This is a genomic window from Moheibacter lacus, assembly GCF_014042165.1.
In the GTDB taxonomy this organism is placed as follows: Bacteria; Bacteroidota; Bacteroidia; order Flavobacteriales; family Weeksellaceae; genus Moheibacter; species Moheibacter lacus.
On the sequence record NZ_JACDZE010000001.1, the window covers coordinates 514473 to 531083 of the forward strand.

Annotated in this window: 17 protein-coding genes and 1 tRNA gene; 13 read left to right on the forward strand and 5 right to left on the reverse strand. The window is 37.4% G+C overall.

Annotated features, from left to right (window positions below; all coding sequences use genetic code 11):
- Nucleotides 1–85: 85 nt before the first annotated feature.
- From HU137_RS02460 to HU137_RS02485, 6 genes are all read left to right on the forward strand, one after another.
- Complete coding sequence (locus HU137_RS02460; RefSeq protein WP_182042222.1) at nucleotides 86–991, forward strand: CorA family divalent cation transporter; 906 nt, start codon at nucleotides 86–88, stop codon at nucleotides 989–991.
- Complete coding sequence (locus tag HU137_RS02465; protein ID WP_220457170.1) at nucleotides 964–1785, forward strand: phosphodiester glycosidase family protein; 822 nt, start codon at nucleotides 964–966, stop codon at nucleotides 1783–1785. The genes HU137_RS02460 and HU137_RS02465 overlap by 28 nt, the downstream gene beginning before the upstream one ends.
- Entirely contained in the window at nucleotides 1785–2372 is a 588-nt protein-coding gene (locus HU137_RS02470; RefSeq protein WP_182042223.1) for a YdcF family protein, read from the forward strand. The genes HU137_RS02465 and HU137_RS02470 overlap by 1 nt, the downstream gene beginning before the upstream one ends.
- 176 nt (nucleotides 2373–2548) lie before the next feature.
- Nucleotides 2549–3706, forward strand: a complete 1158-nt coding sequence (locus tag HU137_RS02475) for an LOG family protein (protein ID WP_182042224.1) — start codon at nucleotides 2549–2551, stop codon at nucleotides 3704–3706.
- A gap of 33 nt (nucleotides 3707–3739) precedes the next feature.
- A tRNA-Met gene (locus tag HU137_RS02480) sits at nucleotides 3740–3812 on the forward strand.
- A 1587-nt stretch (nucleotides 3813–5399) separates the two neighbouring features.
- Entirely contained in the window at nucleotides 5400–6137 is a 738-nt protein-coding gene (locus tag HU137_RS02485; RefSeq protein WP_182042225.1) for a CpsB/CapC family capsule biosynthesis tyrosine phosphatase, read from the forward strand.
- A gap of 52 nt (nucleotides 6138–6189) precedes the next feature.
- Here HU137_RS02485 and serS read toward each other — a convergent pair whose 3' ends face one another.
- The 4 genes from serS to HU137_RS02505 form a co-directional block, all read right to left on the reverse strand.
- Nucleotides 6190–7461, reverse strand: coding sequence for a serine--tRNA ligase (gene serS, locus HU137_RS02490; protein WP_182042226.1), 1272 nt, complete (start codon nucleotides 7459–7461; stop codon nucleotides 6190–6192).
- A 68-nt stretch (nucleotides 7462–7529) separates the two neighbouring features.
- Nucleotides 7530–8240 (reverse strand): SDR family oxidoreductase, encoded by a 711-nt coding sequence (locus HU137_RS02495; RefSeq protein ID WP_182042227.1) that lies wholly within the window; start codon nucleotides 8238–8240, stop codon nucleotides 7530–7532.
- A 22-nt stretch (nucleotides 8241–8262) separates the two neighbouring features.
- Nucleotides 8263–9525 (reverse strand): cation:proton antiporter domain-containing protein, encoded by a 1263-nt coding sequence (locus HU137_RS02500; RefSeq protein ID WP_182042228.1) that lies wholly within the window; start codon nucleotides 9523–9525, stop codon nucleotides 8263–8265.
- Nucleotides 9526–9589: 64 nt separating this feature from the next.
- Nucleotides 9590–10357 carry an enoyl-CoA hydratase-related protein gene (locus HU137_RS02505; RefSeq protein WP_182042229.1) on the reverse strand — a complete coding sequence of 256 codons (768 nt, stop codon included), beginning with the start codon at nucleotides 10355–10357 and terminating at the stop codon, nucleotides 9590–9592.
- A gap of 129 nt (nucleotides 10358–10486) precedes the next feature.
- On the opposite strand from HU137_RS02505, the gene HU137_RS02510 reads away from it, so the two are divergent.
- From HU137_RS02510 to HU137_RS02540, 7 genes are all read left to right on the forward strand, one after another.
- Nucleotides 10487–12460 (forward strand): site-specific recombinase Gcr, encoded by a 1974-nt coding sequence (locus HU137_RS02510; RefSeq protein ID WP_182042230.1) that lies wholly within the window; start codon nucleotides 10487–10489, stop codon nucleotides 12458–12460.
- Nucleotides 12461–12537: 77 nt separating this feature from the next.
- Nucleotides 12538–13212 carry a hypothetical protein gene (locus tag HU137_RS02515; protein ID WP_182042231.1) on the forward strand — a complete coding sequence of 225 codons (675 nt, stop codon included), beginning with the start codon at nucleotides 12538–12540 and terminating at the stop codon, nucleotides 13210–13212.
- Entirely contained in the window at nucleotides 13209–13499 is a 291-nt protein-coding gene (locus HU137_RS02520; protein ID WP_182042232.1) for a winged helix-turn-helix domain-containing protein, read from the forward strand. The genes HU137_RS02515 and HU137_RS02520 overlap by 4 nt, the downstream gene beginning before the upstream one ends.
- 33 nt (nucleotides 13500–13532) lie before the next feature.
- Complete coding sequence (locus HU137_RS02525) at nucleotides 13533–13829, forward strand: hypothetical protein (RefSeq protein ID WP_182042233.1); 297 nt, start codon at nucleotides 13533–13535, stop codon at nucleotides 13827–13829.
- A gap of 35 nt (nucleotides 13830–13864) precedes the next feature.
- Entirely contained in the window at nucleotides 13865–14713 is an 849-nt protein-coding gene (locus HU137_RS02530) for a metallophosphoesterase (RefSeq protein WP_182042234.1), read from the forward strand.
- A 39-nt stretch (nucleotides 14714–14752) separates the two neighbouring features.
- Nucleotides 14753–15232: a hypothetical protein gene (locus HU137_RS02535; RefSeq protein ID WP_182042235.1), complete on the forward strand. Its 480-nt coding sequence runs from the start codon at nucleotides 14753–14755 to the stop codon at nucleotides 15230–15232.
- A gap of 240 nt (nucleotides 15233–15472) precedes the next feature.
- Nucleotides 15473–16132 (forward strand): DedA family protein, encoded by a 660-nt coding sequence (locus tag HU137_RS02540; RefSeq protein ID WP_220457171.1) that lies wholly within the window; start codon nucleotides 15473–15475, stop codon nucleotides 16130–16132.
- Here HU137_RS02540 and HU137_RS02545 read toward each other — a convergent pair.
- On the reverse strand, nucleotides 16127–16582 hold the full coding sequence (locus tag HU137_RS02545; protein WP_182042236.1) for a GNAT family N-acetyltransferase: 456 nt from the start codon (nucleotides 16580–16582) through the stop codon (nucleotides 16127–16129). The two genes, HU137_RS02540 and HU137_RS02545, sit on opposite strands and share 6 nt — an antisense overlap.
- Nucleotides 16583–16611: the final 29 nt, after the last annotated feature.

The window sequence follows — 16611 nt, forward strand, 5'->3', positions numbered from 1 at the left end:
AGATAGGAATCGAACTAGGATTTACGAAATACGAAGTTCGAGTTTCGGATAATTCTCATTAAATTCGATTTGAATTCAAACCAAAATGGAAAACATCTTTTTTCAAAACAATTGTTTCACTTGGTACAATCTGGAAAATCCGGAAGAAAAAGCTGTGGCAGATTATCTTCAAAAATTTTCATTGAGTACTTATACTATGCAAGATGCGTTGGAAGCTGGGCATTTGCCTAAGTTTGAGCATCAGGATGATTTTGATTTTTTTCTGGTGCGGTTTTATGGAAAGGAAAAACGCTCTTACTCCAACATTGTCAGAGAATTCAGCCATAAAATCGGGATTTTTCTAGGCGAAAATTTCCTGATTACCATTCACCAAAAAGAAGTTCCTTTTTGGGATCAAATCATTTCAGAAATCAAAAATGGGCCAAACAAAGAAAATTTAGTCCCAAGAAAATTACTTTATAAAATCCTGTTAAAAACCATCCATACTTTCCATACTCCTTCAGTTAAAATTTCGGAGCAAATCGAAATCTACGAACAATCTCTCTTCACCACTGAACGTGAACTGAAACTCAATTTGAAAAGGCTTTACGAACTCAAACGTGAATCCAGCACTTGTACTAAACTTTTATTGCTGACCAGAGATGTGCTAAACGAATTCAAACCTTACATCAAAAATGTCGCTTCCTTTAAAGATGCACACGAATACAACACCAAAGTCCTTCATCTTCACAGCCAAAACACAGATGATTTACAAAACTTGTTTACATTAACCATTTCAGTTTCAGACCAGCGCGCCAATGAGATCATGAAAGTACTGACCGTTTTTTCTGCTTTCTTTTTACCGCTTACTTTCATCACCGGATTTTATGGAATGAATTTCGATTTTATACCGGGACTTCATTCGGCCACCAGTTTTTATATTTTATTTGCCATGATGATTGCCATCGCCGTTACCATCTTCATTTGGTTCAAACGAAAGAAGTTTCTTTAAAATTGCTGGAAGATGGGTGTTGGATGCTGGATGTTTTTGATTTAGATAATAATAATTCTATGAAACTGAAATGGCTATTGCCTGTAATTATATTAATCATCGGAGGAGTTTTATTATGTATCAAATTCTTTTCAAGAAATCTTCAATCTAATGAAAGTATACTCAGCTATTCATTAAATCCAAAGAAAGAAGAAATTAATTTTTATTGGAAGAAATCAAATGGGGAAAGGATTGGAAGCTTAGGTAATTTTAAAAAATTCATTGAAGGACAAAACAATACACTTTTATTTGCGATGAATGGAGGAATGTTTGGTCAAGATTTTTCTCCGCAAGGATTATATATTGAAAATGGGAAATTTCTAAATTCAATCGATACGTTAAATGGAGAAGGAAACTTTTATCTCAAACCAAATGGAATTTTTTATATCAATTTTGACAAGAAAGCGTTTATAGTAGAAACTGAAAAATTTAATCATACAGAAAATATTCAATTCGCAACGCAGTCAGGCCCAATGTTGGTCATAAATGGAAAAATTCACCCTGAATTTAGAAAAGGTTCAAAAAATTTTAATATTCGAAATGGTGTAGGAATTACAGAGGATGATAAAGTAATCTTTGCCATGTCGAAAAATGAAATTAATCTTTATGATTTTGCTGAATTCTTTCAGAAACAAGGTTGTAAAAATGCTTTGTATCTGGATGGATTTGTTTCAAGAACGTATTTTCCAGATGAAAAATGGGAACAAACTGATGGAGATTTTGGAGTTATAATTGGTGTAATTAAACCTGATTGATGAAGAAATTAAAAAAAATAGTGTTTGTAATCTTCACAATGATTGTAATTTTTTATTTCATCACTGCATTACAAATCTATTCCTATTCCAAAATTGATGAAACCACGAGAGCTGATGCAGCAATTATTTTAGGAACGGCGGTTTGGGATAATCAACCTTCTCCGGTTTTCAAAGAAAGAATAAATCATGCTATACTTTTGTACAAAATGGATTCTGTAGAATATTTAATTTTCACAGGAGGAATTGGCGAAGGGAAAAAATATTCTGAGGCTGAAATCGGCAAAAAATACGCAATTGAAAATGAAATCCCTGAAAACAAAATATTTATAGAGGAAAAATCTACAATAACCGACGAAAATCTAAAATATGCTAAAGAAATCATTGAACAAAATAACTTTTCAAAAGTTTTAATTGTCAGTGATCCTTTGCACATGAAACGTGCAATGCTCATGGCTAAGAGTCACGATATCAATGCTTATTCTTCTCCCACGAAAACCAGCAGATATATTTCATTTAAAAGTAAATTTGGATTTGTGATGAGGGAAACGTTCTTTTATATCGGTTACAAAATTTGCAGCCCGGCCTGAGTGGAGCTCTTTTTTCCTTTCACAATATTTAATGTTGAAACCGAATTTTATGGGAAAAAAAGCGGGAACGGAGGACGGTAAAGCTGCCCAAATTATTTTGATTTTTGACACCTTCAGTTGAACTCATTTTCAAATTTTCAAATTAAACTATTATCTTTCCAAAAATGAATTGAAGTATGTCGCTGAAAAAACTGAATAATTTAATCAGAACCAATAAGGAATGGAATCATTTGGTTCATGCTACTAAAAACCTCAAAGGAAAAGTCTTCCAAAATCTAAATTTCCTAGACGAAAACCTCGACTGGAATGAATTTGAATTAAAAGGCGCCACTTTCCTTGGCTGCGAATTCAAAAGGGATGATGCGATCCATATCATCAGCCAAGGTGCATTTGTCTATCCGAAATTTGAAAGTTATCCTTTTAATCCGCATCGGAAAAATTTATACAATTGGGAAGAATTGATGGATGGATACAGCGATGAAATAGACGATAGTGTGGATTTTAACATCTACAATCATTTCTTGAAGCGCAAATACAATCCGCCGATGGAAGAAGCGCTGGCAGAGCGAATTCATGATTACGGGATCGATGTTGCCTTGCGGAAATTATTGGATTTTGATGAATTTGGAATGACGGAGCGCAAGGTTGTCGGATTTATGGGTGGACATTCTACACCTCGCGGCTCTGAATATTTTGTAAAAGTCGCATTGGCCGCAAAAAGGCTTTCTGAAAAGGGCTATTTTATTGCAACCGGTGGCGGCCCCGGCATCATGGAAGCTGCCAATTTGGGTGCTTATTTTGGAAATTACACAGATGAGGAATTGATGGAGGCTATAAAAATTCTCTCCGAATTGCACTTTACGGAAGAAGGACAACGTGATTATTTGACCCAAAACTACATCCGTCAATCCAAAATCGTTTTGGAAAAATTCCCTGATGGAAAAGAGAACCTAGCGATTCCAACTTGGTTTTATGGACATGAACCGACCAATTTATTTGCCACATCCATCGCCAAATATTTCTCTAACAGCATACGGGAAGACACGCTTCTTGCGATTTGTTTATACGGAATCATCTATGCACCGGGAAGCGCCGGAACTACGCAAGAAATCTTCCAAGAAGCGGCTCAGAACCATTATGGAACGTTTGGGTATTATAGTCCTATGATTTTTTTGGGAAAAAAGAGATACACGGAAGACACTGCCCTGTATTCTGTTTTACACCAATTGGCAGTCGGAATGCCATATAAAGAGCTGTTGTATTTAACAGATGATCCGGAATTGGCGGTAGAATTTGTAGAAAAAAACCCACCAATTCCAATAAAGTTTGTGTGAATTAAAAAATTGTCCTATATTTGCAGTCCAAATCGCGGGATGGAGCAGTAGGTAGCTCGTCGGGCTCATAACCCGAAGGTCACAGGTTCGAGTCCTGTTCCCGCTACTAAGTAGGAGACTTTTGAAAAAAAGTCTCCTTTTTTATTTCAATTAGTACCCGTTTGGATCATATCCGACGTAGCCGACACAGGTTCCCCCGATGCGTCGGGGCTGTTCCCGCTACTAAGTAGGAGACTTTTGAAAAAAAGTCTCCTTTTTTATTTCAATTAGTACCCGTTTGGATCATATCCGACGTAGCCGACACAGGTTCCCCCGATGCGTCGGGGCTGTTCCCGCTACAAAAGCAAGAGAGTTTAGAAATAGATTCTCTTTTTTTATTTCAATTTGTAGCACGTCAGGCTCATATCCGACGTAGNGAGTCCTGTTCCCGCTACTAAGTAGGAGACTTTTGAAAAAAAGTCTCCTTTTTTATTTCAATTAGTACCCGTTTGGATCATATCCGACGTAGCCGACACAGGTTCCCCCGATGCGTCGGGGCTGTTCCCGCTACAAAAGCAAGAGAGTTTAGAAATAGATTCTCTTTTTTTATTTCAATTTGTAGCACGTCGGGCTCATATCCGCCGCGGCGGACACAGGTTCCCCCGAAGTATCGGGGCTGTTCCCGCTACAAAAGCAAGAGAGTTTAGAAATAGATTCTCTTTTTTTATTTCAATTTGTAGCACGTCAGGCTCATATCCGCCGAGGCGGACACAGTTTCCCCCGAAGTATCGGGGCTGTTCCCGCTACAAAAGCAAGAGAGTTTAGAAATAGATTCTCTTTTTTTATTTCAATTTGTACCACGTCGGGCTCATATCCGCCGCGGCGGACACAGGTTCCCCCGATGCGTCGGGGCTGTTTCCGCTACAAAAGCAAGAGAGTTTAGAAATAGATTCTCTTTTTTTATTTCAATTTGTAGCACGTCAGGCTCATATCCGACGTAGCCGACACAGGTTCCCCCGATGCGTCGGGGCTGTTCCCGCTACAAAAGCAAGAGAGTTTAGAAATAGATTCTCTTTTTTTATTTCAATTTGTAGCACGTCGGGCTCATATCCGCCGAGGCGGACACAGGTTCCCCCGATGCGTCGGGGCTGTTCCCGCTACAAAAGCACTATTTGGATAATATTGAATCCGGAACAAAAGGCAGAAGTAACGAAGTAATCATAGCTATTGAGAATAATGGCATGAGAAACTTATTTTAATCTAAAAAATTCGAACACTTACTGTATTGAATTTAACCCATTCTCCACAAAAAAATGTGACCTTTTAAAATAACCTGTGTCAAAACTGTAGAGTTGTGAATGAATTAAATTTTAGTTAGTACCGACATTTGTTTTTTAATTCTAATTAGAGTCATAAGGCTTTAAATTAGCCCCCATCTCAGAGAGAGACAAAAGATTCTTAGCATACAACTTCAATAAATGTCAAATTTTTGGCTGTATCCCTGTGGATGCAGCCATTTTATTTTGGACTGATTTAAAAATCTGTTCAACTCTTCTATTTTTTATTTAACTAATTATCAATTGAGTAAAAAATAAATATGTTAAAAATACACCTTTTTTTGTGACCCGGATATATTATCGGTGTCAAAAGAATGAAAGCCAAATAAGCAAGCTTTGGTATGAAAATAATGATAAATAAAAATCGGTTTCGTTTCGTGAGTAATAGGCAAAATGTTTTGCCCAATGCTCCGTTCTTCCCAAACGAATATGTAGAAGTAAATTCCCATATTTTAAACGGATTGACCGATGGCTCAAAATCAATTGAAAATTCTATCGAATTGCTTCAAAATTTTTATAACTTAGGAATCCGAAATATCCTATGCACTTTCCGTGTTTCAGATGGAGATTTGGATCATCAAACTTCCCGTACGTACGCTTGGTTTGAAAGTTTAAAAAAATGGGCTAACCAAGATCAACACCTGAAAAACCTCACTCTAAATCTGTCGGCTGTTTATGTCCTGGATGACCGTTTTCCGGAAATTTCACAAAAAGGAAAACTTCAATCCTACCAAAACAAATGGGTATTTTTGGAACTTCCCCAGTCCGGTTCCCTTTCAGATTGGAAAAAGCTCATCGGCCAATTACGTCAACAAGGGTATAACCCTATTCTAACTCAAACCGAAAGGAACCGGTGTTTTCATCATGACTTAGCTCAATTTTTTGAGCTAAAGTCAACCGGTTGTTTCTTTCAAATCGGACTGGATTCTTTCACAAAAGAGGAAGATCTGACCGCAAACACCATTTCTCACTGGCTTTTACGAAACCATTTGGTCGATTTTATCACTACCGATTTTTATGCTCCTAACCAATTTTATTTTATACCTAACTTAACCCAAACACCTTTTTTTAAAGAATCATTGGATCCAATGATTCGAAAAACAAAATTCAACTGAAAGGTTGATCAAAAAAGGGAACCAAATCAGGTTCCCTTTATTTTTTCTATACTCAATTGATTAAATCAAATCCTGTATAATTCCTTATTTTTTCCGGAATTTTTATACTCCCGTCTGCCTGTTGATGATTTTCCAATATGCACGCCATGATACGCGGTAATGCCAATGCACTTCCATTTAACGTATGGCAAAACTCGTTTTTACCTTCATTATTTTTAAATCGCAACTTTAATCGATTGGCTTGAAATGTTTCAAAATTGGAAACTGAACTCACCTCCAACCATTTTTCTTGTGCCGCAGAAAAAACCTCAAAATCATAGGTCATCGCCGACGCAAATCCGGTGTCACCACCACATAAACGCAAAATTCGATATGGTAATTCCAGATCTTCCAATAACCCTTTTACATGATCCACCATCGTTTCCAATGCCGCATAAGAATTTTCCGGCTTTTCAATGCGCACGATTTCTACTTTTTCAAATTGATGCAGTCGGTTCAATCCTCGAACATCCTTTCCATAACTTCCGGCTTCGCGACGGAAACAAGGCGAATAAGCCGTGAGCTGTATAGGCAATTGACTTTCGTTCAATAGTTCATCGCGATAAATATTGGTTACCGGAACTTCAGAAGTTGGAATCAAGTACAAATTATCTTCGTTTACAAAATACATTTGTCCTTCTTTGTCCGGCAATTGTCCGGTCCCATAACCGGAAGCTTCGTTCACCATAAACGGCGGAATGATTTCCGTATATCCGGCTTCCGTATTTTTATCGAGGAAATATTGGATCAAAGCGCGCTGTAACCTCGCTCCTTTTCCTATGTAAACCGGAAATCCCGCGCCGGTAATTTTTACGCCCAATTCAAAGTCTATCAAATTGAATTTTTTAGCCAATTCCCAGTGAGGAATCGCATCTGTTTTGGGACTTGCATCTCCATTTGTAAAAACGATTTCGTTGTCCTCTGCAGTTACACCAGCCACTACTTTTTCAGAAGGAACATTTGGGATTTGGTACAACATGGATTTTAAACTCTCTTCGTATTTCACGAGTAAATCCTGTGCTTCTTTGATTTGCGTTTTTTGTTCCGCCGTTTTTTCTTTTAAAACATTTGCTTCATCGGCTTTTCCTTGTTGAAACAATTGTCCGATTTCCTTCGACAATTTGTTGGATTCTGCTAGTAGGTTATCCAGTTCAAATTGGGTTTTACGGCGAAGTTCGTCCATATTTAAAACTTCGTCCACCAATTCCAATTGTTTGAAATTCCTCTTTTTCAGTCCTTCGATGACTTTTTCTTTGTTTTCCTGAATAGCAGATACAACTAACATTTCTTTATTTTTTTCACAAATTTAGACATAAGAGATTATATGATAAACATCTGATCTCAGAATATTTTTTATTTCAAATCCGGTCTTGTGGGACGAACTTCGATTTTGCTCGGTAAAGTTCTCGGATTCATTTTCAAAAGATCCAACACCAATTCCCCGATGTCTTCAGGTTGGATTTTCCATTTGTCAGAATCGCTTGGAACATGGTTATTAAAATTGGTAGCGACAGAACCCGGCATGATGGTCGAAACTTTTATATTGTACTTTCTCAAATCCAACATCGCAGCTTGTGTAAATCCAACAACGCCAAATTTCGTTGCATTGTAACCTGCACCGTTTTCAAAAAAATTGGTTCCTGCCAAACTCGCCAAAGTGATGTAATAACCTTCAGCCTTTTTCAATTCTTCCACACTCGCTTTTAAAGTATGAAAAACACCTGTTAAGTTGGTGTCAATCATCGCATTCCATTCGTCCAAAGACAATTCGTCCACCGGAGCAAAATTCCCCAATCCTGCATTGGCCAAAACCACATCCAATTGACCGAAATGATTTTTGATTTGCTCTATTGCATTGATTTCGTCCTGAAAGTTGGTCACGTCTGACTGAATGCCTATGATTTTAGACTCATCATCCAAACTCGCTGCTGCTTTCTGTGCGTCTTCTAACTTTCTTCCACTTATGGCAACACGCATTCCGGCATCTAGCAAAACCTTTGCAGTTCCAAGTCCTATTCCTTTTGTTCCGCCTGTGATATAGGCTACTTTATTTTTTAAATTCATATTTATTGATTTTTATTGATTTTTATTCGATTTCGTCTGTATTGATTTTTTCCGCTTTTTTTTCTTCTTTAACTGAAAACCCGATGGTTCCGATCATCATCACCAACATCGACCCCAAAATTACGACCAATAAAACTTTTTCGTTGATGGCTTTGCTTTGAAATTGAAATTCAGGAACGGATTGTAATTGCCAAAAAAGCAAAATGGTAATCAATCCACGTGGTGAGAAGAAAATCAAAGCTTTGGAATGATTTCTTTCAATTAAAAGCATATAAACCGCACGGATCAAAAGAATCGCTCCAACAATGATTCCGCCATTCATAAAATCTTCCACATCATAATAATTTCCAAATGTGATGGAAAAACCAAAGAGCAAAAAGAAAAATGTACGGACTAGAAAAGTCGATTCTGCGGTGATCAAATGAAATTCGTTTAGGGAATTTCCGGCTCTTAAAAAATGACGGTTGAGCAAAATAAATTTTGGAAATAATGTTTTGGAATTCCCTAAAAACACACCAAAAATAAATATCGTCACCAGCAGCGGCAAGTGATAGTATTTTCCAACTGCATAAAAAATCATCAAAATAGAGATGATCAAGAAAAACTTTACTTTATGGTTCAATCTTCCCATGAGTTGGAATAAAACCCAAACCAATAATCCTGAAAAGATGATGATTCCTATAATTTTTAAAACCAAAAATCCTAATGAACTTATGCTGACCAATGGTTGATGGCTAGTGAATTGTTCCAAACAATAATTGAAAAACATGATCCCGATTATATCTGAAAATGTAGATTCGTAAGTCACAAAATCCTGATCGTTTTTTCCCAATGCCGTGGCGCTTGGTATCGCAACCGAGCTACTGATCACGGAAAGCGGAATCGCATTTAAAACTGAAGCTTCCCATCCCATGTCCATATAATTCATAAAAATGGTTGTTAAACCCGCAGTTGTCAACAACAAAAGCATGAAAGCCGATAAAAAACTTTTATAAATTAAGGTTAATTTTTCTCGGTTTACTTCTAACTCCAATGCTCCTTCCAGAACAATCAATACTAAACCAACAGTCCCCATGAAAGGGATGATCTGGTTCAAATATTTGATTTCGTAACCCCAATAATCTGCTGCTGCACGACAAATCACACCTGTCAACATCAACAATATGACTGATGGAAATTTGGTCTTCCTAGCAAATAAATCAAATAAATAGGAAAAAACGATTAAAACCGAAATCAGTACGATAAGGTATTGGCTGTTGATCATAGGCAACACGATTGAGCACATCAGAAATGCACAGTTAGAACAAATATATCAATTTAGAAATAATGCTAACCTTGCAAGAATGGCACTAAAAATTTGGTTTTCTTTTCTCCAGAAATGCCGCTACACCTTCTTTAAAATCTTTTTCGTCAAATAATTCTCCAAAAGCCTTGATTTCAGCATCAAAACCTTTGTCCGTATCACTCAAATTGATGACTTGAATCGCTTTTTCAATTGCGGTCGATGAATTGGAAATAATTTTTGAAGCAATGGTTTTGGCTCTTTCGATCAATTCGGATTGAGGAACGACTTCATTGACCAAACCCATTTCATAAGCGCGATTTGCAGTGATCATTTCTGCCGTAAAAATCATTTGGGCAGCTCTTCCTTTCCCAATCAATTTAGGCAATCTTTGCGTTCCGCCATATCCCGGAATCAATCCCAAAGTAACCTCCGGAAGTCCCAATTTTGCGTTTTCAGAAGCAATACGAAAATGTGCCGACATCGCCAGTTCCAATCCTCCTCCTAGCGCAAAACCGTTTATCGCTGCAAGAATGGGTTTAGGGAAATTTTCCACTTTATTGAAAACATCATTTTGACCTTTTGCAGCCAATTGCTCTCCTTGCTGACCATTGAAATCACTGAATTCTTTGATATCCGCACCGGCAACAAATGATTTCTCTCCACTCCCTGTTAAAATGATGGTTCTGATTGCATCATTTTCTCTCGCCCCATCCAAAAATTGACTGATATCTTCCAGCAATCCTTTATTGAGCGCATTCAATGATGCAGGTCGATTTAAAGTTACAACCGCTATTTTATTTTCTATTTCAACTAATAAATTTTCAAATTCCATTTCTCTAATTTGTTGTAAAATAAGCGATATTTTTTAAGAAATCCCATTCTACGTAGAAAAAGCATTTTGAAAACAGATTCAAAACATTGACCTGAATTAACTACCTTTGCTTTTGAATTTTATCATTCTATGAATTTGGATACAGTCTTTATCTTAGAAAATAAATCTGATAAAAAGTTTCTTTCCGGCCTATTTCGGAAGGCAAAAAAAAACTACCCTGACATCATTGCATTCATTGACACACTGACACTTAAGTTAGAGGTAGATGACAATTTTCACAACCGATTTTTAACCGAAATTCACGAAGTTTTTCAAGGCGTTCGGTTCATCAAATACCTGACAACTTCAGGTTTGATGCAAGAGAATTCTTTCTTTTCCCTCATTCGAACCAAAATCTATGAAGTCATCCTTCCGGAAATCGAAGATGACCAAACGCTGACCTCGATCATCAACGATTTATTTTACCAACAATCCAACTTTAAAAATTTCAAACTGATTCCAAAAGATCGTTGGGAAAGATTTTATTCGGCTCTTTTTAGAAAATCAGAAAATGGTGAAATCAATTCGCTTCGCAAAAATCTCAGAAATCAAATCATCGAATCCATCAATATCTTGATGGACCGAATCAGCGGCGGATTTTCTGACAATGAGATGATGCGGTATCGTCCTCCCGGAGAATATGGAAAAACACCGTTTTATAAATTGTCCATCGACATCCGGAACATCATCGAAAATCCGGACAATCCTTTCGACATGTTGGAAATACGCCAATCCATCAAAAGTTGCAGCATTTACTCCAACGATATTTTGACCCAAAAGGACAACAAAGGAATTTCCCTGAAAGTCACGGTAAAAATCAACCGGATCATTCAAGAATTGCAACGACTTCAGGAAATTGTAAAAAATTTAAATGATTTAAAAGGAGATGCCTCAATCGTTACTTTTTTCTCCAATGCATCCAAAATGTGGGCAGAATACTATTCGCCTCGAAATTGGCTTTCCAAACAGGTTTCCGCTACGGTTTACTTGGTCACCTTTTTAGCGACTTATCACAACGGGAGAACAGGTGAGAAATACATAACCACAACTGCGAAAGAATACATTCGATTATTTTTAACGGCATGTGGAGGCGGTTTGATCGTTGCGGTTTGTTGTTACGTCAAACTTTGGGCAGGCCATATCGACAATATGTCACCATTTTCAAAGGCATTTCTATTTAGTGTGAATTATGCAATAGGATTTTCGGCAATCTATCTTTTTCATATGACGCTTGCGACCAAACAGCCTGCCATGACGGCTTCCTTGATTGCACATACTTTAAAAAACGATGACAACAGCAAAGACATCAATTACTCCGAATTTTCAAGATTATTTGCCCGACTCAGCCGAAGTCAATTCATTGCATTTCAGGGAAATGTCATCGCCAGCTTTGTACTTTGTACTTTGATTTTTTGGTTGTTCCGATATGTTTTTGGATGGAAAGTGATGAGCGTCAGCGAATCCTTAAAATACTGGGACGAAATGGCTTACATGGATCCCAAAATATTTTGGTTTGCTTCTATCGCAGGATTTTTTCTATTTGTTTCCGGATTAATTTCTGGACTGGTGATCAATAATCAACGCTATAACAACACACCAAATCGGGTTTACCATCATCCATTTTTAAAGAAATTTCTTCAGGAAAGTAAAAGAAAAAAGTTCGCATCATGGTTTGAAAAAAATTATGGGGGGCTGATTGGAAACGTCGTTTTTGGTTTCATGATGGGATCTGCATTTTTAGTAGGTGATTTTTTAGACATCCACTTTGACATCCGTCACATCACTTTTGCAGCAGGAAATTTGGCGATGGGAATGGCGGGTATCGACTATGGTGGCATCACTTACCTTACGATTTTTACGGCAATTGCTTCCGTTTTTTTAATCGGAAGTTTCAATTTTTTTGTAAGCTTCTTGCTGTCATTGGTTTTGGCAATGCGTTCCAATTCCATTCCGATTCACAATATTTTCTACATGTTTTGGGCGGTTTTCAAAGAATTTTTGAAAAATCCTTATAAATTTTTCTTTCCTCCCTTATTTAGCAAAAAGAAGAAAATCATTTCTTAAATTTTCTATTCCAACTCAAAAAAATAATTTGGAAATCAATTTATTTTACATTTACTTTGTACTTCAAAGTTCTTTATATGAATTCAAATCCTCAAGATCAACTCAAAGAAATTCGCTCATTGATGGAGCGCAGCACCAGGTTTATGTCTTTAAGTGGCTGGACGGGAATTATGGCTGGAATATATTCGCTCATCGGTGCTGTTGCTGCTTATTTTGTGATTTTTAAAATGAATTTCATTTCGACAATTTCTACAACAGAAATTGAAACCTACGGTTCCGGCCGCCCGATTCATTATAATTATTCGAATGGATTATTTGAATTGGCTTCAGATAAAAATCTTTTGCTTTTTTTGATCGCATTTGCTGTGATTTTCCTTTCTGCAACGACCGCATTTTACCAATCTTCCGTTCAAGCCAAAAAACAAGGTGTTAAACTTTGGAACTCCACTACGAAACGATTATTTGTTCAAGTTGCCATTCCGTTGGTGACAGGAGGACTGTTCTGCTTTGCTTTGCTGTATTACGGAAATGCAGGACTGATTGCACCTGCGATGTTGATTTTCTACGGACTTGCTTTATTAAATGGAAGCAAATACACCTTAAAAGAATTTCATTCGTTGGCGCTGTGCGAAATTGCTTTAGGATTAATTTCCTTGTTTTTCATCGGATACGGTTTGTATTTTTGGGCGATGGGATTTGGAATATTGCATATCATTTACGGCATTTTGATGCATAAAAGATACAACAGATGAGTATCATCGACGGACTAAATAAAAATTTTGAAAACCGTGTACGGCTTGGGTTGATGTCGGTATTGATGGTCAACGACTGGATCGATTTCACCGAAATGAAGGAATTGCTCGACGTAACGGACGGCAATCTGGCGAGTCATTCGTCTGCCCTCGAAAAAGCCGAATACATCGAAGTCAAAAAAGAATTTGTCGGCAAAAAACCCAAGACTTCGTATCGGGTAACGCAAAAAGGACGTGCTGCTTTTCAAGATCATTTGGCGGCATTAGAGAAATTATTAGGGAATTGATCTTAGATGTTAGAGAAAATTAAACTTTCAAATATGAACAGAATTCAAAAAAACAAACGCTTAGTTGTCATTTTATCCTTGGCAGCTGTAATCCTGAGCCTTCCTCTCATCGCGATGCAATTTACTTCCGAAGTAAACTGGAACGGGTCTGATTTTCTGATCATGGGAATTCTACTTTTCGGAACGGGAATCCTTTGTGAAATTATTTTACGAATGGTAAAAACGCCGAGACAACGACTGATTTTTTGTGGAATGGCAATTTTTTCTTTTCTAGTAATATGGGCAGAAATGGCGGTTGGAATATTTAATTCACCTATAGCCGGAAGTTAAAAAAATTTAAAAATCAACTTTGAAATTCAAAGTATATGAATCGAAGAAATTTTATTAAGAAATCCTTTTTAGGAACGATTGGTTTGGGTGTAGTCGGTGGAATTTACAGTTGGCAGATAGAGCCGTTTTGGGTGGAATTTATAAAAAAGAAAATGCCCGTTGTCAACTTGCCGGAAAACCTCATCGGAAAAACCATGATGCAGTTTAGCGATTTACATATCGGTGACCGATTTGATTACAATTTCATCATAGAATCTTTTGAGAAAGCAAAGGCATTTGCTCCCGACTTTGTGGTATACACCGGTGATTTTGTAAATTATGAATCACCCGAACAATTGGATCAATTGGAAGAAGTGCTTCCCTATTTTGTTAAAGGAAAATTGGGAACAATCGGTGTTTTGGGCAACCACGATTATGGTAAAAATTGGTTGGAAAATGAGGTGGCCGACGAAATCGCAACTCAATTGGAATCCATCGGAATTCAAATTCTCCGAAACGAAAAAACGGAAGTTTCAGGTTTGGATATCATAGGAATCGACGATTATTGGTCCATGAAATTTGATGCGGAAAAAGCCATGAGAAATTACGACTCCAGAGCTGCCACCGTCGTTCTATGCCATAATCCGGATGTTTGCGATTTGACAATTTGGAATAACTATCGAGGTTGGATTTTGTCGGGACATACACATGGCGGTCAAGTCAAAGCTCCATTTCTTCCGCCGTTTCTTCTTCCGGTAAAAAATCGGAGATATTCGGCAGGTGAAATTGATTTAGAAGATGGGCGCACGCTTTACATAAACCGGGCTTTGGGTCATCTGCATCAGATTCGATTTAATGTACGACCGGAAATAACGGTATTCACATTGGAACAAAAAATTTTATAATTACACTTTGCTTTTCAAAGTTCTTTTAAATAAAAAATTATGAACCTTCGATTAAAATTTATGTTGTGGCTGTACGATTGGTCACAGGTAGTTTACGCCAAAGTTTTCAAACGCAATAAAAAAGCTTGGGGCATTTCCAAATCCGAACTTTTATCATTTCCCGAAGGATCTCTCGGAAGAGCATTGGGAGAGTTCTACCAAACCAAAGGATTTGATGTGATGCCCAAACTGGAAAACCACGATGTTTTCCACATCCTGACCGAAACCGGAACAGAAATCCAAGACGAAATCGCGATGCAATATTTATTGTTTGGAAACGGAAAACGGAGTTTGTATCTATTTTCCATGATCGGAATCGGGACGGTTTTGTATCCGGAATTTTTGAATTATTATGTCAAAACCTATTATAAAGGAAAATCTTTTGCGAAATTCCACGACACGGAATTCAAGGAGTTTTTGGACATTTCCGTCCTCTATTTGCGTAGCTCGATACGCTCAGCTCATTATTTGTTTGTTTAACCCAAGACCTTCCAGGTTTTGAAAACCTGGAAGGTCTGAATTTGTTCATTTACTAGGAAACAAGGATTACATTTTCGTGTTGCGTAGTGGTAAATTTTAACCACAAAGTTTCACAAACCTGTCTGCCGACAGGCAGAGAAGATACAAAGGACACAAAGTCTTTTTTCTTTGATTTCAATTAACCGTCCGGCTATGGCTATTGTTTTAATTTAAACTAACTTCGCAGCAAAATTTTTTACAATGGAAATGATCCAATCCGTTATCGATTTTATTTTGCACATAGACCAGCATTTGGAATATTTTATCAATACGTATGGCTATTGGATTTATGCGATTTTGTTTTTGATCATTTTTGTCGAAACAGGTGTGGTTGTGATGCCTTTTTTGCCGGGTGATTCATTGCTTTTCGCGGCCGGAATGTTAGCCGCACAACCAAATGAACTCAACGTTTGGGTCGTCATCGTTTTACTGCTCATTGCGGCGGTTTCAGGCGATTCGCTGAATTATTCCATCGGAAAACGATTTGGGATGAAGGTCACCCAAGTCAAGATTTTTGGAAAACAATTCGTCCAACAAGAGCACATTGATAAAACCCATTCGTTTTACGAAAAATACGGAAGCAAAACCATCGTCATCGCGCGTTTCGTGCCGATTGTCCGTACGCTTGCGCCTTTTGTAGCGGGAATCGGGCGTATGAGTTATAAAACTTTCATTACGTATAACGTACTTGGAGCGATTCTTTGGGTCGTGGGCGTGACTTTAATCGGATACTTTTTGGGAAATATTCCGATCGTAAAAGAGAATTTCTCCAAAGTAGTCATCGGAATCATCATCGTTTCGATTTTGCCGATTGTGTACGAATTTATCAAAGAAAAATTCTTCAATAAAGAAGTTTCATAAAACCTTTTCAAAACATACACTGCTCTCCACATCCTTGTATGGACCATAGTTGGGGATGATTTGATATTGGGATTTTGTGTATAAACCTACTGCATCAACCATATCTTTTCCGGTTTCGAGAATGGATTTAACATATCCCAATTCTTTTGCCCAGATTTCCAATTCCTTTAAAACCAAAGATGCAATTCCTTTTCCTCTGAATGCCAAAGGGACAAACATTCGTTTGATTTCAACAACTCCAGTTTCGACTTCTTTACATGCGCCACAACCTACAACCCTATCATTTTCATACACCAAAACCACATGATGCAACTTTTCAATTTGGTTGAATTGCACAAAAAAATCGTTATTCTCACCATTTCGGATAGCCAAATACGCATCCAATTCGGCAACCAAACGGACAAAATCCGGATTTTCTGAAGTGGTTCTTTTGATTTGAAAAAAATTCATAATTGATTGAATTGTATAGATTTAGAAAC

Excerpts from the sequence above, each read along its gene's own strand:
- HU137_RS02535 (WP_182042235.1), top strand. The coding sequence starts at position 14,753 with ATGAACCTTCGATTAAAATTTATGTTGTGGCTGTACGATTGGTCACAG.
- HU137_RS02515 (WP_182042231.1), top strand. The coding sequence starts at position 12,538 with ATGAATTCAAATCCTCAAGATCAACTCAAAGAAATTCGCTCATTGATG.
- HU137_RS02540 (WP_220457171.1), top strand. The coding sequence starts at position 15,473 with ATGGAAATGATCCAATCCGTTATCGATTTTATTTTGCACATAGACCAG.
- HU137_RS02530 (WP_182042234.1), top strand. The coding sequence starts at position 13,865 with ATGAATCGAAGAAATTTTATTAAGAAATCCTTTTTAGGAACGATTGGT.
- HU137_RS02545 (WP_182042236.1), bottom strand. The coding sequence starts at position 16,582 with ATGAATTTTTTTCAAATCAAAAGAACCACTTCAGAAAATCCGGATTTT.
- HU137_RS02460 (WP_182042222.1), top strand. The coding sequence starts at position 86 with ATGGAAAACATCTTTTTTCAAAACAATTGTTTCACTTGGTACAATCTG.
- HU137_RS02495 (WP_182042227.1), bottom strand. The coding sequence starts at position 8,240 with ATGAATTTAAAAAATAAAGTAGCCTATATCACAGGCGGAACAAAAGGA.
- HU137_RS02510 (WP_182042230.1), top strand. The coding sequence starts at position 10,487 with ATGAATTTGGATACAGTCTTTATCTTAGAAAATAAATCTGATAAAAAG.
- serS (WP_182042226.1), bottom strand. The coding sequence starts at position 7,461 with ATGTTAGTTGTATCTGCTATTCAGGAAAACAAAGAAAAAGTCATCGAA.
- HU137_RS02505 (WP_182042229.1), bottom strand. The coding sequence starts at position 10,357 with ATGGAATTTGAAAATTTATTAGTTGAAATAGAAAATAAAATAGCGGTT.
- HU137_RS02470 (WP_182042223.1), top strand. The coding sequence starts at position 1,785 with ATGAAGAAATTAAAAAAAATAGTGTTTGTAATCTTCACAATGATTGTA.
- HU137_RS02520 (WP_182042232.1), top strand. The coding sequence starts at position 13,209 with ATGAGTATCATCGACGGACTAAATAAAAATTTTGAAAACCGTGTACGG.
- HU137_RS02475 (WP_182042224.1), top strand. The coding sequence starts at position 2,549 with ATGTCGCTGAAAAAACTGAATAATTTAATCAGAACCAATAAGGAATGG.
- HU137_RS02525 (WP_182042233.1), top strand. The coding sequence starts at position 13,533 with ATGAACAGAATTCAAAAAAACAAACGCTTAGTTGTCATTTTATCCTTG.
- HU137_RS02500 (WP_182042228.1), bottom strand. The coding sequence starts at position 9,525 with ATGTGCTCAATCGTGTTGCCTATGATCAACAGCCAATACCTTATCGTA.